Raw genomic sequence first — 21,086 nt, forward strand, 5'->3', positions numbered from 1 at the left:
AACCATGACACAGAACGCGAATCTGGCCGCCCTGTCGGCCGCGGGTGTCTCGGTGTGGCTCGACGATCTCTCGCGTGATCGCATCCAGTCCGGCAACCTCGCCGAGCTGATCGCGACCCGCAGTGTCGTCGGTGTCACCACCAATCCGAGCATCTTCCAGGCTGCGTTGAGCGTGGGGCATTCCTACGACAAACAGCTGAAAGACCTTGCGGCGCAAGGGGCGGACGCCGACGCGGCGATCCGCACGATGACCACCGACGATGTGCGCGCCGCCTGCGACGTGCTCGCGCCGGTGTTCGAGGCCACCGGCGGCGTGGACGGGCGGGTGTCGATCGAGGTCGACCCGCGCTTCGCCTTCGACGCCGACAAGACCGTGGCCCAGGCGATCGAGCTGTGGAAGATCGTCGACCGCAAGAACCTGTTCATCAAGATCCCGGCCACCGAAGCGGGCCTGCCCGCGATCACCTCGGTGATCGGCGAGGGCATCAGCGTGAACGTGACGCTGATCTTCTCGGTGCCGCGCTACCGTGCGGTGATGGGCGCGTACCTCGACGGTCTGCGCAACGCCAAGATCGGCGGGCACGACCTGGCCAAGATCCATTCCGTCGCTTCGTTTTTCGTGTCCCGCGTGGACACCGAGATCGACAAGCGGCTGGAAGCGATCGGCACGCCCGAGGCACTGTCGCTGCGCGGCAAGGCGGGCGTGGCCAACGCTCGACTGGCGTACGCGGAGTACCAGGACGTGTTCGACGGTGGCGCGCACACCTCCACCTACAACCACCTGGCCTCGCAGGGTGGCAACCGGCAGCGGCCGCTGTGGGCGTCGACCGGGGTGAAGAACCCCGAGTACTCCGACACCCTCTACGTCACCGAGCTGGTGGGCCCGAACACGGTCAACACCCTGCCGGAGAAGACGCTGCAGGCCTTCGCCGATCACGGTGAGGTCCTGGGCGACACGCTCAGCGGACGCGGCGCCGAGGGTGCCGCGGTGTTCGCCGAGCTGGCGGCGGTCGGTGTCGATCTCGACGACGTGTTCGCGCTGCTCGAGCGCGAAGGGGTCGACAAGTTCGAGGCCGCGTGGGGTGAGCTGATCGAGGCCACCACCGGTCAATTGGATATCGCGGCGGCGGAAGGCAACTAACACGATGGCCGGCACAGCAACGACGGATCAGGCGGGGCTGTGGCACAACCCGCTGCGCGACGAACGCGACAAACGGGTTCCCTTCATCGCGGGCCCGTGCTGCCTGGTGATCTTCGGTGTCACCGGAGACCTGTCCCGCAAGAAGCTGATGCCGGCCATCTATGACCTGGCGAACCAGGGGTTGCTGCCCCCTGGTTTCGCCCTGGTCGGCTTCGCACGGCGCAACTACGCCGACGAGGACTTCGCCTCGGTGGTACTCGAGGCGGTGAAGAAACACGCGCGCACCCCCTTCCGGCAGGAGGTCTGGGATCACCTGGCCGAGGGGCTGCGGTTCGTGCAGGGCAGTTTCGACGACGACAAGGCCTTCGCCACCCTGGCCGAAACCTTGAAGCATCTCGACGAAACCCGCGGCACCGGCGGCAATTACGCCTTCTACCTGTCGATTCCGCCGAACATGTTCCCGGTGGTGTTGGACCAGCTGTGCGAGCACGACCTGGCACAGGCCACCCCCGAACCCGACGGGTACGTCCCGTGGCGGCGCGTGGTGATCGAGAAGCCGTTCGGCCACGACCTGGCCAGCGCCAAGGAACTCAACGCCCTGGTCAACCGGGTGTTCCCCGAGGAGCAGGTCTTCCGGATCGACCACTACCTGGGCAAGGAAACCGTTCAGAACATTCTGGCGCTGCGCTTCGCCAACGAGCTGTTCGAGCCGATCTGGAACGCCAACTATGTCGACAGCGTGCAGATCACCATGGCCGAGGACATCGGATTGGGCGGTCGCGCAGGGTATTACGACGGGATCGGCGCCGCGCGCGACGTCATCCAGAACCACCTGTTGCAGCTGCTGGCGCTGACCGCGATGGAGGAGCCAACCTCCTTCGAACCGATGCAGCTGACCACCGAGAAGATCAAGGCGCTGTCGGCCACCAAACTCGTTGCGCCACTGGATGAAACCACCGCGCGCGGGCAGTACACCGAGGGCTGGCAGGGCAGCGAGCACGTGGTCGGCCTGCATCAGGAAGAGGGCTTCGATCCGCAGTCGCGCACCGAAACCTATGCGGCACTGACCCTGCACGTGGAGAACCGCCGCTGGGCGGGTGTGCCGTTCTACCTGCGCACCGGAAAACGCTTGGGGCGCAGGGTGACCGAGATCGCGGTGGTGTTCAAACGCGCACCGCACCTACCCTTCGATCAGACCATGACCGAGGAACTGGGCCAGAACGCCCTGGTCATCCGGGTGCAGCCCGACGAGGGCATCACCTTGCGCTTCGGCTCCAAAGTCCCCGGTTCGGGCATGGAAGTGCGCGACGTGAACATGGACTTCAGCTACGGCGAAGCCTTCACCGAGTCCTCCCCCGAAGCCTACGAACGCCTGATCCTCGACGTGCTGCTCGGCGTGCCGTCACTGTTCCCCGTCAACGCGGAGGTCGAATTGTCCTGGCGCATCCTCGATCCCGTGCTCGCGCACTGGGCCGCGGGCGGCAAACCCGAACCCTACGAAGCGGGCACCTGGGGTCCCACTTCGGCCGATGAGATGCTCGCGCGCAGCGGGCGGGAATGGCGGCGCCCGTGATCGTCGACATGCCCGACACCACCACCGTCGACGTCGGCAAGCGGATGGTGCAGTTGCGCGAGACCAACGGCGTGATCACCCAGGGTCGCGTGCTCACCCTGGTGGTGTGCACCCTGGATTCCTCCGAAGCCGAGGACGCGATCGACGCCGCCAACGATGCCAGCCGCGAACACCCTTGCCGGGTCATCGTGCTGGCGCGCGGTGACCGCGACGCCGACACCCGCCTGGACGCGCAGATCCGCGTCGGCGGCGACGCCGGGGCGGCCGAGGTGATCGTGCTGCGACTGCAAGGTGCGCTGGTGAACCACGAGAGCAGCGTGGTGACCCCGTTCCTGCTGCCCGACACCCCGGTGGTGGCGTGGTGGCCGCGTGGCGCGCCGGAGTTCCCGTCGATGGACTCGGTGGGCAAGCTGGCCAAACGCCGCATCACCGACGCCACCTTCGCACCCGATCCGCTGGCCACGATCAAGAACCGGGTGCGCACCTACGCGTCCGGCGACACCGACCTGGCGTGGAGCCGCATCACCTACTGGCGGGCGCTGCTGGCCGCGGCGCTGGACGAACCGCCGTTCGAACCGGTCACCAAGGTGATCGTGTCGGGGCTGGCGTCCGAACCCGCACTGGACACCCTGGCCGGTTGGTTGGCCTCCCGTCTGCACTGCCCGGTGATCCGCAAGACCGGGGAGTTGAAGGTGGAGATCCAGCGCACCACCGATTCGATCGCCATCGAACGCCCTCAACTAGGAAGGACCGCCACGCTGACCCGCACCGGCGAACCCGACCAGCGAATTGCGTTGGCCCGCCGGGAAACTCGCGATTGCCTCGCCGAAGAACTGCGCCGGCTCGACGCCGACGAGATCTACGCCGAAGCGCTCGCCGGAATCGAGAAGGTGACCTATGAGTGATCTCGACAGTTCAGACGACCTCGGTGCCGAATTCCCCGCCAACACCATCGAGATCCACGACGACCCCGAGTTGCTGGCCGACGCCGCGGCCGAACGCTTCGTCGACGTGATCGTGGCCGCCCAAGCCGAACGCGGCCAGGCTTCGGTGTCGCTGACCGGCGGCAGCGACGGCATCCGCCTGCTCGAGAAGGTCCGCCAGTCCCCCGGCGACATCGACTGGGCCAACCTGTTCGTCTACTGGGGCGACGAACGTTTCGTGCCTGTGGCCGACCCCGACCGCAATGCCCTGCAAGCGGCCGAGGCCCTGCTGGCCCATGTGCCGCTCAACCCGGCGCACATCTTCCCGATCGCCCCCTCCGACGGCCCCTACTCCACCCCCGAGGAAGCCGCCTTCGCCTACGCCAGGGTCATCCACGACCAGCTCGACAAGCGCGGCGACGTCGACCTCACCATCCTGGGCATGGGCCCCGAAGGTCACATCGACTCCCTGTTCCCGCACTCCCCCGCGGTCCGCGAAACAACGGAATACGTTGTCGCCGTCCACGATTGCCCCAAGCCCCCGCCGACCAGGGTCACCTTGACCCTGCCCGCGGTCCACCGCTCCAAGCACGTGATGCTCGTGGTCAGTGGTCAAGGCAAAGCCGCCGCGGTGGCCGCCGCGGTCAACGGCGCCTCCCCCGACGACGTCCCCGCAGCGGGCGCCGTCGGCATCGAGTCGACCACGTGGGTCATCGACGAGCCCGCCGCCTCGGATCTGCTGCTCGACGACGAATAGCGCACAGCTGCTCCCGAAGCCGGACCGCGCTATTCGCGGTCCGGCTTCGTCGTCTAAACATTTTTCTGGCAGTTCATGATCATTCGCACAGCGCGTGGTCGTATCCCCTGTACGCGCGCGCTGTTCGGTTCCCGACCTGGTCGGAGCGGGTAAAATGTCGGGCGATCGGTGTGGCGGGGGACGTGAGTTCGCCGAGCCGGGACGTCGCGGGTTGTCTACCTGTGGTGCTGTCGTGCCCCGTGCGCGCAGTGTGCGCTCGAGCCGGGTGCGAGGTGCCGGCGTGGGAAGGGAAAGGGTGATGGGTGGGTTCCTCAGGACCATGGGAGGACGAGAGTTCGGGGTCACCGTTCGGTCCGCCCCTGGACGACCTCGGGCCCGATCCCGCCGCCGTGGCGGGGTTGCACGAGCAGGCGCCGACTGCGTGGCGACCGGCTGATCCGGAGCCTGCTCCGGACGCGATGATCCCGGCGCCGCCGCCGCAGTTCCGGGCGCCCGCGGGCAATGAGCCGATGCGTGCCGCCGAGGGGTTGCCCGACTGGTCGGCGCCCGCACGGCCGATTCAGCAGGCTCGGCGCGAACCTCCGCCGCCGATGCAGGCTCGCCCGCCTTTGCCGCAGGAACCGCATCGCGAATCTCCATCGCCCAGTCGCGATGATCGGCTGGGTGAACCGCCGCCGTCGTGGGATGACGACCCGATGGCCGAGATCTTCGGTCTCGGTAAGTCGGCCGGTCGGCCGCGGCAACAGTCCTCGTGGGACGAGGACGATCTGTTCGATGAGCTGCACAGCGCGAGCACGCCTGCCACCGGCGCTGCGAAGTCCGGTCGTCGCGGGATCGGCCTGATCGCCCTCGGCGCGGTGGCCACGGTGGCGATCGGCGTCGCGGCGGGGATGACCTATGTGGTGGTGACGGGTCAGGACAGCGAACCCGAGACGGTCGTCGTCGCCGCGACGACCCCGCCGACGACGACCAGGACGGCAGGACCACTGCCCTGCGTCGAAGAACAGCGCGGCAATCTGACCGTCGGCCGCGGCCCCGGTGACATCCACTCCGGTCCCGGCGTGATCCTGGGGTTCGAGTACGCGTTCTACACCGACCGCAACGGGGAGAAGGCGCGGTCTTTCGTGGCACCCGAGGCCGACACGGTGGGTTCGGCGCCGACCATCCAGGGCGGCATCGACAAGTACATTCCGGTCGGCACCACCTACTGCGCCCAGATCAGCCAAATCGGGCCCGACAGTTACGAACTCGACCTGACCGAACGTCGGCCCGGTGGTTCGGCGGCCGACGATCTGCTGTATACCCAGCTCATCACCACGACGGTGCGTGACGGGCGAACGTTGATCGCGTCGATTGCCGAACGGGGACAGTGAGATTCGTCTCGAGCACGCTGTCTCGCACTAGGGTCCGCATACTGAACGACGTTGACTCATCACCACGACCGTGGCCGACGACCGAGCGTTGATCGCGTCCATTGCCAAAGGGGACAGCGAGATTCACCGTGAGCACGCTGACCGCGCTAGGTCCATGTACCGAAAAACGTTGCCCTCCAGCCGAATCGGCGTGGAGGGCAACGTGTTCAGATCACAGTGTGCGCAGCGGCCGCGTCAGACCACGCTTCCTACCGCTCCGCCGATAACGCCGCCGACCACTGCTGCGGGTACACCGCAGGCGACCGCGCCGACTGCCGAACCCGCGGCGACCGTGGCCGCGTACGCAGCGCCTGCCGCAGGGGCGGCCATCACCCCGGCCGTCGCGGCGCCCGCAGCGGCACCGGCCGCGACCGCGGCGGCGGGGGCGAGCGTGACAGAGGTGATCAACCCACCGGCCACGCCACACGCGACCGCTGTCGGCACGCCGGCCACCGCCGCGCCGGCCAAGGCGCCCGCGGCGATCTTGTCCGAACGACTCGGGTCGATGCCGATCGACTTACCACCCGTGGCGATCGCCGCTTCGGTGTTGGCGGCGGCCGAGTTCACCCCGTCGAGAAGGTCCTCGGGCACCGCGTCGGGCACCGGCGAGGTGAAGTCGCCCAACCGCAGCGTGCGGTCCGGCGGGGCGATCGGCGCGACCGGCTCCACCGCTTGCGGTGCGTGCAGCGCACCCAGGTTCACCGGCGGCGCACCCTCGTTGCTGGGCACCGTCCGATGGCCCGGCGGCACAACATATTCTCCGAACGGACCCGGCTTGGCCTCGCGCGGCACGGTCACCCCCGGCTGACGCGGAGTCGTGCGCGGCCCGAACGCGGCGTTGGGATCATCGCCCGGCGCGGTGACACCCGGCTGCACCGTGGTGGTGCGCCCCGGCCCGACCACCGGCGTGGCACCCCGATCACCGGGCGGCGGCGGGGTGGCGGTTCCCGGTTCGGGTTTCGGTGTCGCCGGATTCGGCGTCGCCGTCGTAGTTTTCGGCGTCTGCGTGTCGCCGGGCGCCTGGCTGGTGGATGTCGAACTCGCGACATCGGTGCCGGTGTCGGTGCAGGCGACAGCGAACATCACGGGAAGGATCCCCAATGCCGGTGCCGCGCGTCGCGCGATTACTCCTGCTTTGACTCTTCGGTGCTTGCCGGCCATCTCGAACTCCCCGCTTCTTGATCATGTCGACATACGGCACCGTCACGGTGCCGGACGCGCCACTGTAAACATGACCAATGCGCCCCCGTCAAAACCTGCGTGCGGATTGATAGTCATCACGCACTACTCGCTGTCGCATCCCACAATGCCGTCCCACCAGGGGAATTGACGCGGTCGCGCTCGTCCGACATGCAGCCGAATGTGTGATCACTCACTCCCGAATCGGAGCCACGGATTTCAGGCCCAGCGCCGTGCGGGCCTCGCGGTCGAGTAACACAAGTTGCGCGCGTCTACGGGAATTGCCCCGTGCTGCCCGCGCCATGACAGTAGTTTTCTTGGCAGATGCCGACGGTTCGGACGTCGACTCGACTGCGGGCGAGGAGTTGCGGTGGCGCTGGGTTCGCTTGACCTGGATGAGGCTTTTCGGGGCGCGATGGGGCGGATCGCTGTGCCCGATCGGATCGACTCCGTGGGGGCCATCGATGCCGCGTTCGGGATCGAATTGTTCGAATCTCAGGTTGCCAGTAGGCATCTCGATCTGACGGCGCGACGGCTGGGGGCTGCTCGGCAGGGGTTCTACAGCATCGGGTCTTCGGGGCACGAGGGCAATGCGGCGGTGGCGGCCGCGTTGCGGGTGGACGATCCGGCGCTGCTGCACTATCGGTCGGCGGCGTTCTTTGTGCAGCGGTGCAAACAGATTGGCGGGTTGGATCCGATTCGGGATGTGCTGCTCGGGGTGGTCGCGGCGGCGGCGGATCCGATTTCGGGTGGGCGGCACAAAGTGATCGGCAGTGCGGCGGCGTCGATCATTCCGCAGACTTCGACCATCGCTTCGCATCTGCCACGCGCGGTGGGGTTGGCGTTCGCGTTGGATCGGGCTGCCAAGCAAGGGGTTTCGTGTTCGTGGCCTGCCGATGCGGTGGTGGTGTGCAGTTTCGGTGATGCGTCGGCGAATCATTCGACGGCCGTCGGGGCCATCAACGCCGCACTGCACGCAGCCCATCAGAGGGTGCCGATGCCGTTGGTTTTCGTGTGTGAGGACAACGGTCTGGGCATCAGCGTGCCCACCGCGCCGGACTGGATCGAGCGGGCTTACGGTCCACGACCGGGCCTGACCTACCTCGCCGCCGACGGGTGCGACCTGCCCGATGCGCTCGGTGCCGCGCAGGACGCGGTGCATCTGGCGCGGACCTGGCGGGTGCCGGTGTTCCTGCATCTGCGCACGGTCCGACTCGGGGGGCACGCAGGCTCCGATGTCGAGTCGGCCTACCGCAGCCCCGCTGACATCGCCGCCGACCTGGCTCGCGACCCGCTCCTCGGCACCGCCCGCTACCTGATCTCAGCGGGTGTCACCGACGCCGACGACCTCCTCGATCGCTACGAGCGCATCGGTGCGCGCGTGCGCGAGACCGCGGACGAGGTGGTGCGAGAGGCCCGACTCGATTCCGCGGCCGCGGTGATCGCACCCCTGGCTCCGACCCATCCCGATGCCATCCGTGAAGACGTGACCCGGCCCCACCCTGAATCCGCGACAACGGAACTCCCCGCTCCGATGACACTGGCACAGTCGATCAACCACACCCTCGGCGAACTCCTCGCCGAGAACCGTGACGTGCTCGTATTCGGCGAGGACGTCGGCCGAAAAGGAGGCGTCTACGGCGTCACCAAAGGCCTGAGAAAACGCTTCGGAGCCCGCCGAGTCTTCGACACCCTCCTCGACGAACAGTCCATCCTCGGCACCGCCCTCGGCACCGCCCTGGCCGGTTTCATCCCCATCCCCGAGGTCCAATACCTGGCCTACGTCCACAACGCCGCCGACCAGCTCCGCGGCGAAGCAGCCACCCTCCAATTCTTCTCGAACGGCCAGTACCGCAACCCGATGGTCCTACGCATCGCAGGCCTGGCCTACCAAAAAGGCTTCGGCGGCCACTTCCACAACGACAATTCCCTTGCGGCACTGCGTGATATACCGGGCGTGGTGGTGGCGGTACCGTCGCGCGCCGATGATGCGGCGGCAATGCTGCGCACTTGCGTCTCGGCGGCCAGAGTCGACGGCCGCGTGTGCGTGTTCGTCGAACCGATCGCGCTGTATCACACCAAAGACCTGCATCCCGGCGACGAAGCGTGGCTGGCCTGCCCCACTGCCGAGCACGTCCCGCTCGGCAGCGCCCGCGCGTACGGCGACGGCACGGATCTCACCATCGTCACCTTCGGCAACGGGCTGGCGATGAGCTTGCGCACAGCAGACCGCCTCGCGGCCAACGGAATTCACACGCGAGTACTCGACCTACGCTGGCTCAATCCCCTGCCGGTCGCCGACCTACTTCGCCATGCCGAAGCCACCGGCCGGGTGCTGGTAGCCGACGAAACCCGTGGCAGCGGAGGCGTTTCCGAGTCGGTGTATGCCGCGCTGATCGATGCCGGGTACCGCGGCGCACTCGCCAGGGTCACCAGCGCGGACAGCTTCATCCCGCTGGGCCCGGCCGCGGACACAGTCCTGCTGAGCGAAGCAACGATCGAAGCCGCGGCCCGACGCGTCATGCTGTCGGGCTAGCGGATCAGGCGAACTTGATCTCGAGGCCGATGCCCAGGATCGCGATGAACCAGACGATGCCCACGAAGATGGTGATGCGGGTGAGGTTCTTCTCGACGACGGTGGAGCCGGACAGGCTCGACTGCATGCCGCCACCGAAGAGGCTGGACAGGCCGCCGCCCTTGGCGCGGTGCAACAGCACCAGCAGCACCAACAGCAAGCTGGTGACAACAAGGAGGATATCGAGGAACAGCGACATGCCGACCATCCTAGGTGGTCGAGGACCGAAGGGTCTAACCAGGCTCCACCGCGACCAGGTGCGAGACGGTCTGGGGGCCTGCGGAGTACTGGGCGACGGTCTGTTCGATCTCTAGATCGCGGGCGGTCAGGCGCACTTGGTGCTGGTGCATGTGCTCGGCCCAGGAGCGTACGACGAAGGCTTCGACGAAGCGGTCGACGGTGCCGACGTCGCGGTACAGGCGCCATTCCATCGCGCCGGTGCGCTGCCGGGAGCGGCCGACCAGCGCCATCGAGTCGGTGAACACCGCGACATCGGCGGGCGGCACGTCGTAGCCGCGCATCACCAGCACGGGACCGTCCTCGGGTTCGGGTTCCACGACCAGTTGCGGTTCGGGCCAGAACGCCGCCGGGGACAGGTCGATCTCCTCGACGTTGTGGCGGATCGGCCACCACACCGTGCTCACCGCACACCCCGCCAGCAGGCCCGCGGCGATCAGCAGCGCCGTCACGGCACCGTACGCACCGGCGACCAGGCCCCACAGCAGCGAACCGATGGCCTGCCCGCCCATGAACACCAGCATGTACACCGACAGTCCGCGCGCCCGCACCCACGCGGGCAGCAGCAACTGCATGGTCGAGTTCAGCGTCGACATCGCCAGCAACCACGCCAGCCCGGCCCCCACCAGCAACACCAGCACCACGGCCACGTTGTGCACCAGCGCGGTCGCCACGGCCCCCATGCCGAACAGCACCGCGGCCAGCGCCAAACGCTGCGTGGGCGTGAACAGGATCCGCAGTCGCGACAACCCCAGCGCACCACACACCGCGCCGAGTCCGAGCGCGCCCAGCAGCAGCCCGTACCCGTCCGACGACAGCCCGAGCCGATCGTGCGCGATCACCGGCAGCAGCGACCACACCGCGCTCGCGGGGGCGATGAACAGGATCGCGCGCAGCAGCACCCGCCGGATCGCGGGCGCGGCACGGATGAACCGGGTACCTGCCTGCAGCGCGGCCAGCGGCCGTTCGCTGGGCAGCGGACTGCTTCGCGTGGGCCATTTGGAGACGAGCAGCACCGCGACGATCCCGACGAACGACACCGTGTTGAACCCGAACACCACCGTCGGCCCGGCCAGCGACACGATCACTCCCGCCACCGCGGGCCCCACAGCGCGGCCGATGTTCACGCTCATACTGCCCAGCGCCGCCGCCGAGGTGATCTGATCGCGCGGCACCAACTCCGACTGCACCGCCTGCCAGGCCGGAGCAGTGAGCGCCTGCCCGCAACCGAGCAGGAACAACAGACTGAGCAGGACCGCGGGCGTGGTATGGCCGGTGGCGGTGGACACCGTGAGGCACAGCGAGACCACCGCCATGCCGGACTGCGCGACCAACAGCAGCCTGCGCCGGTCCACCAGGTCCGCGAGCACCCCCGACGGGATCGACAGCAACATCACCGGCAGGGTCAGCGCGGTCTGCACGAACGCCACCAGCGCGGCCGCGTTCGGCTGGTCGACCACCAACCATTGCGCGCCGACCGTCTGCATCCACGTGCCCAGATTCGACACCAACTGCGCGATCCACAACGCCCGGAACAGCGGCGACCGCAACGGCGCCCAGGTCGACATCCGTTCCGCCGCGACAATGCTCACCCACCGACCTTATCCCCGGCCCCCGACATCCCGCGTGACGCGACCTCGCCACCCGGCCCCCGCGCGCCCGCTACGACAGTTCCCCGCGAACTCTCAGATACCTTGTGGCCCACGACAATAGAAGGCGAAACACCGAGCGTGATGGGCGGATCGGGGAAGTTCACCTCGCTGGCGTCGACGGGGGCACGGTCTCGTGCAAGGTGACCGTCGACGGCAAGGTGATCGCCGAAGATCAGGCTTCCGGTGTGGCCGGCACCGCCACCTGCCAGGACACCGCGGTCGGTTAGAACCCGACAACCCGCCTCGAACATTGCCGGTCGGCGTTCGGGGTGGGCCGTACGATCGGCTTCATGCGGATCACTGTTCGACGTCTCGCCGCCCTCGCCGTTCTCACCGCGGCGGTGGCCGGGTGCGGGTCGGCGGAGAAGGAACCGGCCGACGAGGCCGCCACGCCGATGGGCCACACCTATATCTCCACCGAGGTCGAAGGCGGCTCGATCCCCGGCGGCGGCCCGTTGACGCTCACGTTCGCCGACGGTCGGATCTCGGCGAACTCCGGCTGCAACACCAGCAGCGGCACCGTCGACCTCAGCGATCGCATCCTGCGCACGTCCGCGCTGGCGAGCACCCTGATGGGGTGTCCGGGCGAGGGCGCCAAGGCCGACGGCTGGCAGAACACTTTCCTGGAGTCCGCGCCGGGCTGGCGCCTCGACGGTGGCAAGCTCACGCTCACCGGCGCAGGCACCACCGTGTACCTCACCGACAAGAAGATCGCGTCCCCCGACAAGCCGCTGATCGGCACTACGTGGGCGGCCGGCACCATGCTCACCCCCGACGCGCAGGTCCGCTCGACCGCGCTCGACGAGGCGGCCCCGACCCTGCTCATCAGCGACGGCGGCGCCGTCAGCGGCAACGCCGGGTGCAACCGGATGACCGGCACCGCGGCTGTCGACGGCGCGACGGTCACGTTCGCGGTGGCCACCACCAGGATGATGTGCCCGCCCGACGTGATGGACGTCGAGCAGCACGTGCTGCGCGCACTGGACGGCAAAACCACCGCCACCATCGACGCCGACACCCTCACTCTGCGCAACGACAACGGCTTCGGCTTGATCCTGCACGCACAGCAGTAGCCACGAAAAGCGAAGGGCCGCAAACCAATCGGTTTGCGGCCCTCAGCGTTGTTCCTACCCGATCAGGGCAGCGGACCACCCGCGGCGATCGCCGACAGCGTGGCGAACTCGTCACCCTTGAGCGACGCACCACCCACCAGCGCACCGTCGACATCGGGCTGACGGATCAGCTCGCCGATGTTCTTGGCGTTCACCGACCCGCCGTACAGCACCCGCACACCCGCGGCGACCTCCGGCGAAGCCAGCTTCTCCAGCTCGCCACGGATCGCGCCGCACACTTCCTGCGCGTCGGCCGCCGAGGCGACCTTGCCCGTGCCGATGGCCCACACGGGCTCGTAGGCGATGACGACCTGCGAAATCTGTTCCGCCGTCAGACCTTTGAGCGAACCACGCAACTGCTCGAGGTTGTACTCGACATGCGTGCCCGCCTCGCGGACCCCGAGCCCCTCACCGATGCACACGATCGGGGTGAGGTCGTACTTCAGCGCCTGCTTGGCCTTGGCCAGCACGGTCGCGTCGTCCTCGTGGTGGTACTGCCGACGCTCCGAATGCCCGACCACCACGTAGGTGCAGCCGAGCTTGGCCAGCATCGCGCCGCTGATCTCGCCGGTGTAGGCACCGGAGTCGTGCGCCGAGACGTCCTGCGCACCGTAGGTGATCAGCAGCTTGTCGCCGTCCACGATCGACTGCACGCTGCGCAGGTCGGTGAACGGCGGGATGACCGCCACGTCGACCTTCGCGAAGTACTTCTCCGGCAGCGCGAACGCCACCTTCTGCACCAGCGAGATGGCCTCGAGGTGGTTGAGGTTCATCTTCCAGTTGCCCGCGATGAGCGGTTTACGCGCTGCCATCGCTCAACCCTCCAATACCGAAATACCGGGCAGCTCTTTGCCTTCCAGGTATTCCAGGGACGCGCCACCACCGGTGGAGATGTGCGAGAACCCGTCATCGGGCAGGCCCAGCGTGCGCACCGCGGCCGCGGAGTCACCGCCGCCGACGACCGTGAACGCACCCTTGGCGGTGGCGGTCACGATGGCTTCGGCGACGCCACGGGTGCCCGCGGCGAACTTCTCGAACTCGAACACGCCCATCGGGCCGTTCCAGAACACCGTCTTGGCTTCGGTGAGCAGCGCGGAGAACCGGGCCACCGACTCGGGGCCGATGTCCAGGCCCAGCCAGCCGTCGGGGATCTCGGTGGACGCGACGGTCTTGGAGTCCGCGTCGGGCGCGAACTTGTCGGCCACCACGATGTCGACCGGCAGGTGCAGCACGTCGCCGAAGCGCTCGAGCAGGTCCTTGCAGGTGTCGATCATCTCGGCCTGCAGCAGCGAGCCACCGACCGGAAGCCCTTGCGCGGCAAGGAAGGTGAAGCACATGCCGCCGCCGATCACCAGGGTGTCGACCTTGGGGGCCAGCGCCTCGATGACGGCGAGCTTGTCCGAGACCTTCGAACCGCCCAACACGACCGCGTACGGGCGGGCCGGATCCTGGGTGAGCTTCTGCAGCACCTCGACCTCGGCGGCGACCAGCGTGCCCGCGTAATGCGGCAGCACCTTCGCCACGTCGTAGACCGACGCCTGCTTGCGGTGCACCACACCGAAACCGTCGGACACGAACGCGCCGTCGTCGCCGACCAGCTCGACGAACGCCGCGGCCAACTTCGCCCGCTCCGCTTCGTCCTTGCTGGTCTCGCGCGGGTCGAAGCGCACGTTCTCGAGCAGCAGCACGTCGCCGTCGGTGAGGCCTTCCGAGCGCGACAGCGCGTCGTAGCCCACCACGTCACCGGCCAGCTGGACGTTGCGGCCCAGCAGCTCGGCCAGCTTCGCCGCCACGGGGGCGAGCGAGAACTTGGCGTCGGGCTCGCCCTTGGGGCGGCCCAGGTGTGCCATCACGACCACCTTGGCGCCGGCGTCGACCAGTGCCTTGATGGTCGGGACCGAGGCGATGATGCGGCCCGGGTCGGTGATCTGACCGTTGTCGTCGAGGGGGACGTTCAGGTCGGAGCGCACGAGCACGCCCCGACCTTCGACACCCTCGGCCAGCAGGTCCTGCAGTGTCTGAACTGTCATGACGGTCAGAGCGACTTGCCGACGAGATCGACCAGGTTGGCCAAACGGTTGGAGTAGCCCCACTCGTTGTCGTACCAGGACACGACCTTGACCTGGTTGTCGATGACCTTGGTCAGCGGCGCGTCGTAGATCGACGAGTGCGGGTCGGTGACGATGTCACTCGACACGATCGGGTCCTCGTTGTACTTGAGGATGCCCTTCATCGGACCTTCGGCGGCGGCCTTCATCGCGGCGTTGATCTCCTCGACGGTGGCCGTCTTGGCCAGGGTCGCGGTGAGGTCGACGACCGAGCCGGTCGGGACCGGAACGCGCAGCGCGTAGCCGTCGAGCTTGCCCTGCAGTTCGGGCAGCACCAGGCCGATGGCCTTGGCCGCACCGGTGCCGGTGGGCACGATGTTCAGGGCCGCGGCGCGGGCGCGACGCAGGTCCTTGTGCGGCGCGTCCTGCAGGTTCTGGTCCTGGGTGTACGCGTGCACGGTGGTCATCAGACCGTTCACGATGCCGAACGAGTCGTTGAGCACCTTGGCCACGGGGCCCAGGCAGTTCGTGGTGCACGACGCGTTGGAGATGATGTTCTGGCTGCCGTCGTACTTGTCATCGTTGACGCCCATCACGATGGTGATGTCGTCGCCGGTGGCAGGCGCGGAGATGATGACCTTCTTGGCACCCGCGGACAGGTGGCCCTTGGCCTTCTCGGCGGCGGTGAAGATGCCGGTGGACTCGACGACGACGTCGACACCCAGCTCGGCCCACGGCAGTGCCGAAGGGCCTTCCTTGATCGCGAGCGCCTTGATGCGCTGCTCGCCGACCACGATGGTGTCGCCCTCGACCGAGACGTTCTGCGGCAGACGACCCAGGATCGAGTCGTACTTCAGCAGGGTGGCGAGAGTGTTGATGTCGGTGAGGTCGTTGACCGCGACGATCTCGATATCGGTCTCGCCGACAGCCTTCAAGGCCTCCACCGCACGGAAGAAATTACGTCCGATACGACCGAAGCCGTTGATACCTACCCGGACAGTCACGTTATCGCTCCTCAGCTTTCAAGCGGATTCAATTCCGACCTCAACCACAGTAGTGGCCGCCGGTACCCCACCGACAGCCACCTGCGATTTATGACGACCCGGGCCCCACGCTTCCGGGAAAACCCAGAATAGAGGGCAGAGCGGTCACGTATGACCGCTCTGCCCCAATAGTGACGATTCGTCACTCGAATCGTCTGATCGGCCGCACCTTTCGGTGCGGCACCCGCTTACGCGTCGTCGAGCAGTTCCGCGGTGACCGCGGACTCGGTGTCGGGAATGCCGAGGTCCTTGGCGCGTCGGTCGGCCATCGACAACAAGCGTCGAATCCGGCCTGCCACAGCGTCTTTGGTCATCGGCGGCTCGGCCAGCTGACCCAGCTCCTCGAGCGAGGCCTGCCGGTGCTGCACCCGTAACCGGCCCGCCGCGGCCAGATGTTCGGGCACGTCGTCGGCGAGGATCTCCAACGCCCGTTCCACCCTGGCCGCCGCCGCCACGGCCGCGCGCGCGGAACGACGCAGATTCGCGTCGTCGAAGTTGGCCAGGCGGTTGGCGGTGGCACGCACCTCGCGGCGCATCCGCCGTTCTTCCCAGGTGAGCCGGGTGTCCTGCGCGCCCATGCGGGTCAGCAGGGCGCCGATGGCCTCACCGTCGCGCACGACCACACGGTCGGTGCCGCGCACCTCGCGTGCCTTGGCGGTGATGCCGAGTCTGCGCGCCGCGCCGACCAGTGCCAGCGCCGCCTCAGGACCCGGGCAGCTCACCTCGAGCGCGGAGGAACGACCCGGCTCGGTGAGCGAGCCGTGCGCGAGAAACGCACCGCGCCAGGCCGCTTCGGCGTCACCGATGCTGCCGCCGACCACCTGCGCGGGCAGGCCGCGCACGGGGCGTCCGCGCACATCGAGCAACCCGGTCTGCCGGGCCAGCGCCTCGCCCTCCTTGGACACCCGCACCACGTAACGGGAGGTCTTGCGCAACCCACCCGCCCCGAGTACGTGCACGTCGGAGCCGTATCCGTACAGCTCGAAAATCTCTCTGCGCAGGCGGCGGGCGATGGACCCCATGTCCACCTCGGCTTCCACGATCACCCTGCCCCCCACGATGTGCAGACCGCCCGCAAACCGCAGCAGGGCCGACAGCTCCGCTTTCCGCGAACTGACCTGCGACACCACGAGCCTGCTCAGCTCGTCCTTGACCTCGGCTGTCATCGCCACGAGACGCGCTCCTTTCCCACCGACCCCGAACGCTGTTCTGCAACACTGTGCGCATCTGAGGCACTGTGCCGTCCATCGACTCGAAGCCCAGCCAGTTGCGACCGCGGCGACCGGATCAGTTGATCCAGCGCGGCGGCAAGCTTTCCCCGATGGTGCCGATCCGTTCCCGTTTCGGCGACATCGCAGAACGTTACCCGTGCACGCAACTGTTCGGCGGCTCTTGCCACATGTTCCCGTTGCCGCCCCTGCGGCACCGACGCCGAATCGACCAGTACGTCGTCGACCGCGAAATCCGGTGCGTGCTGGGACAATACATGCAGATGACGCTCCGCGGAAAAGCCGGCCGTCTCCCCCGGCTCCGCGGCGAGATTCAACACCAGCACTTTCCGGGCGTGCGTGCGCACCAGCGCCTCGTGCAATTGCGGCACCAGCACATGCGGAATGACACTGGTGAACCACGAACCCGGGCCCAGCACAACAACATCCGCGCGTTCGATGGCCGCGGTCGCGTCGGGGCTGGCGGGCGGATCGGACGGAATCAGCCGCACCCGCCGGACATTACCCGGCGTGGTCGCCACCGCAACCTGACCGCGCACACACCGGCCGATCCGCGGATCCGATTCCAGCCCTGACACTTCCGCTTCGATGTCCAACGGAATCGGTGACATCGGCAGCACCCGACCGGTGATCCGCAGCAGGCGGCCCACTTCGTCCAGCGCCGCCACCGGGTCACCCAGCACATCGGTGAGCCCGGCCAGGATCAGATTGCCCACCGAGTGCCCGGCCAGCGCGCCGGTGCCGCCGAAGCGGTGTTGCACAGTGGTGGTCCAGATGCCGTCGGCGTCGTCGGACAGCGCCGCCAGCGCCATCCGTAGATCGCCGGGCGGCAGCATGCCCAGTTCGGCGCGTAGTCGGCCCGACGACCCGCCGTCGTCGGCGACGGTGACCACGGCGGTGATCCGCGTGGTCAGCCTGCGCAGCGCCGTCAGTGTCGCGTACAGCCCGTGTCCGCCGCCCAGCGCTACTACGGCCGGTTCGGTGTCGCTGCCGTTCATTCGCGCCCCAGATCCCGGTGCACAACGCGCACGACGTCCACCGCGGTGTGCTCGGTGTCGGCGCCGATGCGCGTGCCAAGTGCCTCGGCGATGGCGACGCTGCGATGCTTGCCGCCGGTGCACCCCACTGCCACGGTCATGTATCGCTTCCCCTCTTGCCGGTATCCGGTCGTGGTCAGGTCGACCAGGTGTGTGCCGGTGCGCAGGTAGTCCTGGGCGCCCGGCCTGGACAGCACGTAGTCGCTGACCACCGACTCCTGCCCGGTGTGTTCCCGCAGTTCCGGAATCCAATGCGGGTTGGGCAGGAATCGCACGTCCAACACCATGTCGGCGTCGAGGGGAACACCGTACTTGAAGCCGAACGACTGCACGGTCAGCTGCAGTGCGGCGGGCGCGCCCGCACCGTAGGCCTCTTCCAGTTTGCGGTGCAACTGGTGGATCGACAGCGCGGTGGTGTCGATGACCAGGTCGGCGGCGCCTTTGACCGGGGCGAGCCTGGCTCGTTCGGCGGTCAGACCGGCCGACAGGGTGCCGTCGGGGCTGTCGCTCTGCAGCGGATGACGGCGCCGCGCGAAACCGAATCGCCGGATCAGCACGTCGTCGGAGGCTTCAAGGAACAGCACTCTGGTGCGAATGCCCGCGGCGCGCAGCTGCTCGGTGACACCGGACAGCTCGCCGGTGAAGAACCGGCTGCGCACGTCCATGACCAGGGCGAGTCGCCGGATCGGCGGGTCGGCCGCGGCGCCGAGTTCGATCATGCGCCCGATCAGTTCGGGGGGCAGGTTGTCGGTGACGTACCAGCCCAGATCCTCGAGCACGCGCGCGGCAGTGCCGCGGCCCGCGCCGGACAAGCCGGTGACGATGACCACTTCTACGGGTTGCTGTGTGTCGGTTGCCGTCCCGGACTTGCCGGGTGCCGCCCCCGCCTTGTTATTCGATTCGACGCGTGTCATTTCCTACCGGATCCGTTTCTGGGTGCCTTTCGATCATCCCGCACCGGTTCGGGTATCGGGCGCAGACACACAACGTACGGCACACGCAATGTTGCGTCCTGCGATCCGCGCAGCTCGCGGTTATGAGGTGTTCGGCTCCGGCTCCGGACTGTTCGGCGCAGGCTCTGCGCTGTTCAGCCCCGGCTCTGCGCTGTTCGGCGTCAGCTCTGCACTGTTCAGCTCCGGCTCTGGGCTGTTCGGCACCGGCTGCGAGCCGTTCAGTGCTGCGAGTACTGCTTTCGCGGTCGAGACGCCGATTCCGGGCACCGTGGTGATTTCCTCGACGGTCGCGTTCTTGATCTTGGCCACCGATCCGAAGTGGGTGACCAGCGCGGTGCGTCGGGTTTCGCCCAGGCCCGGCACCGAGTCCAGTGCCGACGCGGTCATCCGGCGTGAGCGTTTGCTTCGGTGGAAGGTGATGGCGAAGCGGTGGGCCTCGTCGCGCACGCGTTGCAGCAGGAACAGGGCCTCGCTGTTGCGCGGCATGATCACCGGGTCGGGCTCGCCGGGGACCCAGACCTCTTCCAGGCGTTTGGCCAGGCCGATGACCGCGACATCGGTGATGCCCAGTTCGTCGAGCACGCCCGCGGCCGCGGCCACCTGGGGTGCGCCGCCGTCGACGACGTAGAGGTTGGGCGGGTAGGCGAAGCGGCGCGGGCGGCCGGTGGTGGGGTCGATGCCGGGGCGCGAGGTGGGTTCGTCGCCCTCGTCGGGTTCGATCTCGACCGGCTGTTCGCGGTCACGAGCCAGGCGCGCGAAGCGGCGGCGGGTGACTTCGGCGATGCTGCCCACGTCGTCGGAGCGGCCGTCGCCGGCGGCTTCCTTGATGGCGTAGTGGCGGTAGTCGGACTTGCGGGCCAGCCCGTCTTCGAACACCACCAGCGAGGCGACCACGTCGGTGCCCTGGACGTGGCTGATGTCGACGCATTCGATGCGCAACGGGGCGCTGTCGAGTTCGAGTGCTTCCTGAATATCTTGCAGCGCTTGCGATCTCGAGGTGAGGTCACCGGCGCGACGCAGTTTGTGTTGGGCCAGTGCCTCGGCGGCGTTGCGCTGGACCGTCTCGGCCAAGGCCTTCTTGTCGCCGCGCTGCGGGATGCGCAGCGAGACCGCGGAGCCGCGCATGTCGCTGAGCCACTGGCCGATCTCCTCGGCGTCGGCGGGCAGTTCCGGGACCAGCACTTCGCGCGGGACCACGATGGCGGCGTCGCCGTTCTGGTCGGCCATGGCGGACTGTTCGCCGTAGAACTGGGTGAGGAACTGTTCGACCAATGCCGCCAGTTCGGTGCCCGATTCGGCGACGTCGAGGGCGTCGCCGGATTTGTCCACGACCCAGCCGCGCTGGCCGCGCACGCGCCCGTCGCGCACATGGAAGATCTGGACCGCGGCCTCGAGCTCGTCGGTGGCGAAGGCGATCACATCGGCGTCGGTGCCCGAGCCGAGGACCACGGCCTGTTTCTCGAGTGCGCGGCGCAGCGCCCCGGCGTCGTCGCGCAGGCGGGCGGCGTTCTCGAAGTCGAGCTCTTCAGCGGCGGCGTGCATGCGACGTTCCAGCGCGCGCACCATCTTGTCGGTCTTGCCCGACAGGAAGTCACAGAACTCGTCGACGATCCGGCGGTGCTCGTCGGCACTGACCCGCCCCACGCACGGCGCGGAACACTTGTCGATGTAGCCGAGCAGGCACGGGCGCCCGATCTGGTTGTGCCGCTTGAACACTCCGTTGGAGCAGGTGCGCGCCGGGAACACCCGCAGCAGCAGATCCAAGGTCTCGCGGATCGCCCACGCATGGGCATAGGGACCGAAGTACCGCACACCCTTCTTGCGAGCGCCCCGATAGACGAACAGCCGCGGATACTCCTCGTTGAGAGTCACCGCGAGCACCGGATAGGTCTTGTCGTCGCGGTACCGCACATTGAACCGCGGATCGAATTCCTTGATCCAGTTGTACTCGAGCTGCAGCGCCTCCACCTCGGTGGACACCACCGTCCACTCCACCGAGGCGGCAGTGGTCACCATCTGCGCGGTGCGCTGATGCAACGAGGTCAGATCCGCGAAGTAGGAGTTCAACCGACTCCGCAGACTCTTGGCCTTCCCGACATAGATGACCCGCCCGTGCACGTCCCGGAACTTGTACACACCGGGTTCGACGGGAATCGTGCCCGGCGCCGGCCGGTACGTCGCGGGATCTGCCACCTGTCCAGACTAGCGAGGGGGG

General features: G+C 67.9%; 18 protein-coding genes. 8 read left to right on the forward strand and 10 right to left on the reverse strand.

Going from position 1 to position 21,086, the window contains the following annotated elements:
- The first annotated feature begins 4 nt into the window (after nucleotides 1–4).
- The 5 genes from tal to ACFWVD_RS12720 all read left to right on the forward strand — a co-directional run bounded on the left by tal (nucleotide 5) and on the right by ACFWVD_RS12720 (nucleotide 5,767).
- A complete protein-coding gene (tal, locus tag ACFWVD_RS12700) occupies nucleotides 5–1,141 on the forward strand; it encodes a transaldolase (protein ID WP_379242187.1) in 1,137 nt (378 codons plus the stop codon).
- A gap of 4 nt (nucleotides 1,142–1,145) precedes the next feature.
- Nucleotides 1,146–2,714 carry a glucose-6-phosphate dehydrogenase gene (zwf, locus tag ACFWVD_RS12705; protein WP_379242188.1) on the forward strand — a complete coding sequence of 523 codons (1,569 nt, stop codon included), beginning with the start codon at nucleotides 1,146–1,148 and terminating at the stop codon, nucleotides 2,712–2,714.
- On the forward strand, nucleotides 2,711–3,619 hold the full coding sequence (opcA, locus tag ACFWVD_RS12710) for a glucose-6-phosphate dehydrogenase assembly protein OpcA (protein ID WP_379242486.1): 909 nt from the start codon (nucleotides 2,711–2,713) through the stop codon (nucleotides 3,617–3,619). The genes zwf and opcA overlap by 4 nt, the downstream gene beginning before the upstream one ends.
- Entirely contained in the window at nucleotides 3,612–4,394 is a 783-nt protein-coding gene (pgl, locus tag ACFWVD_RS12715) for a 6-phosphogluconolactonase (protein WP_379242189.1), read from the forward strand. Before opcA ends, pgl begins: the two co-directional genes overlap by 8 nt.
- A 302-nt stretch (nucleotides 4,395–4,696) precedes the next feature.
- Nucleotides 4,697–5,767 carry a hypothetical protein gene (locus ACFWVD_RS12720; RefSeq protein ID WP_379242190.1) on the forward strand — a complete coding sequence of 357 codons (1,071 nt, stop codon included), beginning with the start codon at nucleotides 4,697–4,699 and terminating at the stop codon, nucleotides 5,765–5,767.
- Nucleotides 5,768–6,001: 234 nt separating this feature from the next.
- Here ACFWVD_RS12720 and ACFWVD_RS12725 read toward each other — a convergent pair whose 3' ends face one another.
- Nucleotides 6,002–6,889 (reverse strand): hypothetical protein, encoded by an 888-nt coding sequence (locus ACFWVD_RS12725; RefSeq protein WP_379242488.1) that lies wholly within the window; start codon nucleotides 6,887–6,889, stop codon nucleotides 6,002–6,004.
- A gap of 511 nt (nucleotides 6,890–7,400) precedes the next feature.
- Between ACFWVD_RS12725 and ACFWVD_RS12730 the strand changes: the two genes are divergently transcribed.
- Complete coding sequence (locus tag ACFWVD_RS12730; protein ID WP_379242490.1) at nucleotides 7,401–9,521, forward strand: dehydrogenase E1 component subunit alpha/beta; 2,121 nt, start codon at nucleotides 7,401–7,403, stop codon at nucleotides 9,519–9,521.
- Nucleotides 9,522–9,525: 4 nt separating this feature from the next.
- On the opposite strand, the gene secG is transcribed toward ACFWVD_RS12730, so the two are convergent.
- Nucleotides 9,526–9,759, reverse strand: a complete 234-nt coding sequence (gene secG, locus ACFWVD_RS12735) for a preprotein translocase subunit SecG (protein WP_379242191.1) — start codon at nucleotides 9,757–9,759, stop codon at nucleotides 9,526–9,528.
- A gap of 34 nt (nucleotides 9,760–9,793) precedes the next feature.
- The gene (locus ACFWVD_RS12740; protein WP_379242492.1) at nucleotides 9,794–11,365 is read right to left on the reverse strand and encodes an MFS transporter; all 1,572 of its coding nucleotides are present in this window, start codon (nucleotides 11,363–11,365) and stop codon (nucleotides 9,794–9,796) included.
- A gap of 128 nt (nucleotides 11,366–11,493) precedes the next feature.
- On the opposite strand from ACFWVD_RS12740, the gene ACFWVD_RS12745 reads away from it, so the two are divergent.
- Together ACFWVD_RS12745 and ACFWVD_RS12750 are read left to right on the forward strand one after the other, a co-directional pair.
- Complete coding sequence (locus tag ACFWVD_RS12745; RefSeq protein WP_379242192.1) at nucleotides 11,494–11,676, forward strand: hypothetical protein; 183 nt, start codon at nucleotides 11,494–11,496, stop codon at nucleotides 11,674–11,676.
- 63 nt (nucleotides 11,677–11,739) lie between these two features.
- Entirely contained in the window at nucleotides 11,740–12,522 is a 783-nt protein-coding gene (locus ACFWVD_RS12750) for an META domain-containing protein (RefSeq protein WP_379242193.1), read from the forward strand.
- A gap of 62 nt (nucleotides 12,523–12,584) precedes the next feature.
- On the opposite strand, the gene tpiA is transcribed toward ACFWVD_RS12750, so the two are convergent.
- From tpiA to uvrC, 7 genes are all read right to left on the reverse strand, one after another.
- Nucleotides 12,585–13,373: a triose-phosphate isomerase gene (tpiA, locus tag ACFWVD_RS12755; RefSeq protein WP_379242194.1), complete on the reverse strand. Its 789-nt coding sequence runs from the start codon at nucleotides 13,371–13,373 to the stop codon at nucleotides 12,585–12,587.
- 3 nt (nucleotides 13,374–13,376) lie between these two features.
- Nucleotides 13,377–14,591: a phosphoglycerate kinase gene (locus ACFWVD_RS12760; protein ID WP_379242195.1), complete on the reverse strand. Its 1,215-nt coding sequence runs from the start codon at nucleotides 14,589–14,591 to the stop codon at nucleotides 13,377–13,379.
- 5 nt (nucleotides 14,592–14,596) lie between these two features.
- Nucleotides 14,597–15,613 (reverse strand): type I glyceraldehyde-3-phosphate dehydrogenase, encoded by a 1,017-nt coding sequence (gene gap / locus ACFWVD_RS12765; protein ID WP_379242196.1) that lies wholly within the window; start codon nucleotides 15,611–15,613, stop codon nucleotides 14,597–14,599.
- Between the two features lie 227 nt (nucleotides 15,614–15,840).
- Nucleotides 15,841–16,824: a DNA-binding protein WhiA gene (gene whiA, locus ACFWVD_RS12770; RefSeq protein ID WP_056810477.1), complete on the reverse strand. Its 984-nt coding sequence runs from the start codon at nucleotides 16,822–16,824 to the stop codon at nucleotides 15,841–15,843.
- Nucleotides 16,815–17,879: a uridine diphosphate-N-acetylglucosamine-binding protein YvcK gene (yvcK, locus tag ACFWVD_RS12775; protein WP_379242197.1), complete on the reverse strand. Its 1,065-nt coding sequence runs from the start codon at nucleotides 17,877–17,879 to the stop codon at nucleotides 16,815–16,817. Before yvcK ends, whiA begins: the two co-directional genes overlap by 10 nt.
- Nucleotides 17,876–18,832: an RNase adapter RapZ gene (rapZ, locus tag ACFWVD_RS12780; RefSeq protein ID WP_379242198.1), complete on the reverse strand. Its 957-nt coding sequence runs from the start codon at nucleotides 18,830–18,832 to the stop codon at nucleotides 17,876–17,878. The genes yvcK and rapZ overlap by 4 nt, the downstream gene beginning before the upstream one ends.
- A gap of 120 nt (nucleotides 18,833–18,952) precedes the next feature.
- On the reverse strand, nucleotides 18,953–21,064 hold the full coding sequence (gene uvrC, locus ACFWVD_RS12785) for an excinuclease ABC subunit UvrC (RefSeq protein ID WP_379242199.1): 2,112 nt from the start codon (nucleotides 21,062–21,064) through the stop codon (nucleotides 18,953–18,955).
- Between the last annotated feature and the right edge of the window lie 22 nt (nucleotides 21,065–21,086).

Source organism: Nocardia sp. NPDC058666, assembly GCF_042714895.1.
Taxonomy (GTDB): domain Bacteria; phylum Actinomycetota; class Actinomycetes; order Mycobacteriales; family Mycobacteriaceae; genus Nocardia.

Bases quoted from the DNA above. Each gene is read 5' to 3' on its own strand.
- rapZ (WP_379242198.1), bottom strand. From the start codon at position 18,832: ATGACACGCGTCGAATCGAATAACAAGGCGGGGGCGGCACCCGGCAAG.
- tpiA (WP_379242194.1), bottom strand. From the start codon at position 13,373: ATGGCAGCGCGTAAACCGCTCATCGCGGGCAACTGGAAGATGAACCTC.
- tal (WP_379242187.1), top strand. From the start codon at position 5: ATGACACAGAACGCGAATCTGGCCGCCCTGTCGGCCGCGGGTGTCTCG.
- yvcK (WP_379242197.1), bottom strand. From the start codon at position 17,879: ATGAACGGCAGCGACACCGAACCGGCCGTAGTAGCGCTGGGCGGCGGA.
- ACFWVD_RS12760 (WP_379242195.1), bottom strand. From the start codon at position 14,591: ATGACAGTTCAGACACTGCAGGACCTGCTGGCCGAGGGTGTCGAAGGT.
- ACFWVD_RS12725 (WP_379242488.1), bottom strand. From the start codon at position 6,889: ATGTTCGCTGTCGCCTGCACCGACACCGGCACCGATGTCGCGAGTTCG.
- ACFWVD_RS12730 (WP_379242490.1), top strand. From the start codon at position 7,401: ATGGGGCGGATCGCTGTGCCCGATCGGATCGACTCCGTGGGGGCCATC.
- ACFWVD_RS12750 (WP_379242193.1), top strand. From the start codon at position 11,740: ATGCGGATCACTGTTCGACGTCTCGCCGCCCTCGCCGTTCTCACCGCG.
- secG (WP_379242191.1), bottom strand. From the start codon at position 9,759: ATGTCGCTGTTCCTCGATATCCTCCTTGTTGTCACCAGCTTGCTGTTG.
- pgl (WP_379242189.1), top strand. From the start codon at position 3,612: ATGAGTGATCTCGACAGTTCAGACGACCTCGGTGCCGAATTCCCCGCC.
- zwf (WP_379242188.1), top strand. From the start codon at position 1,146: ATGGCCGGCACAGCAACGACGGATCAGGCGGGGCTGTGGCACAACCCG.
- ACFWVD_RS12740 (WP_379242492.1), bottom strand. From the start codon at position 11,365: ATGTCGACCTGGGCGCCGTTGCGGTCGCCGCTGTTCCGGGCGTTGTGG.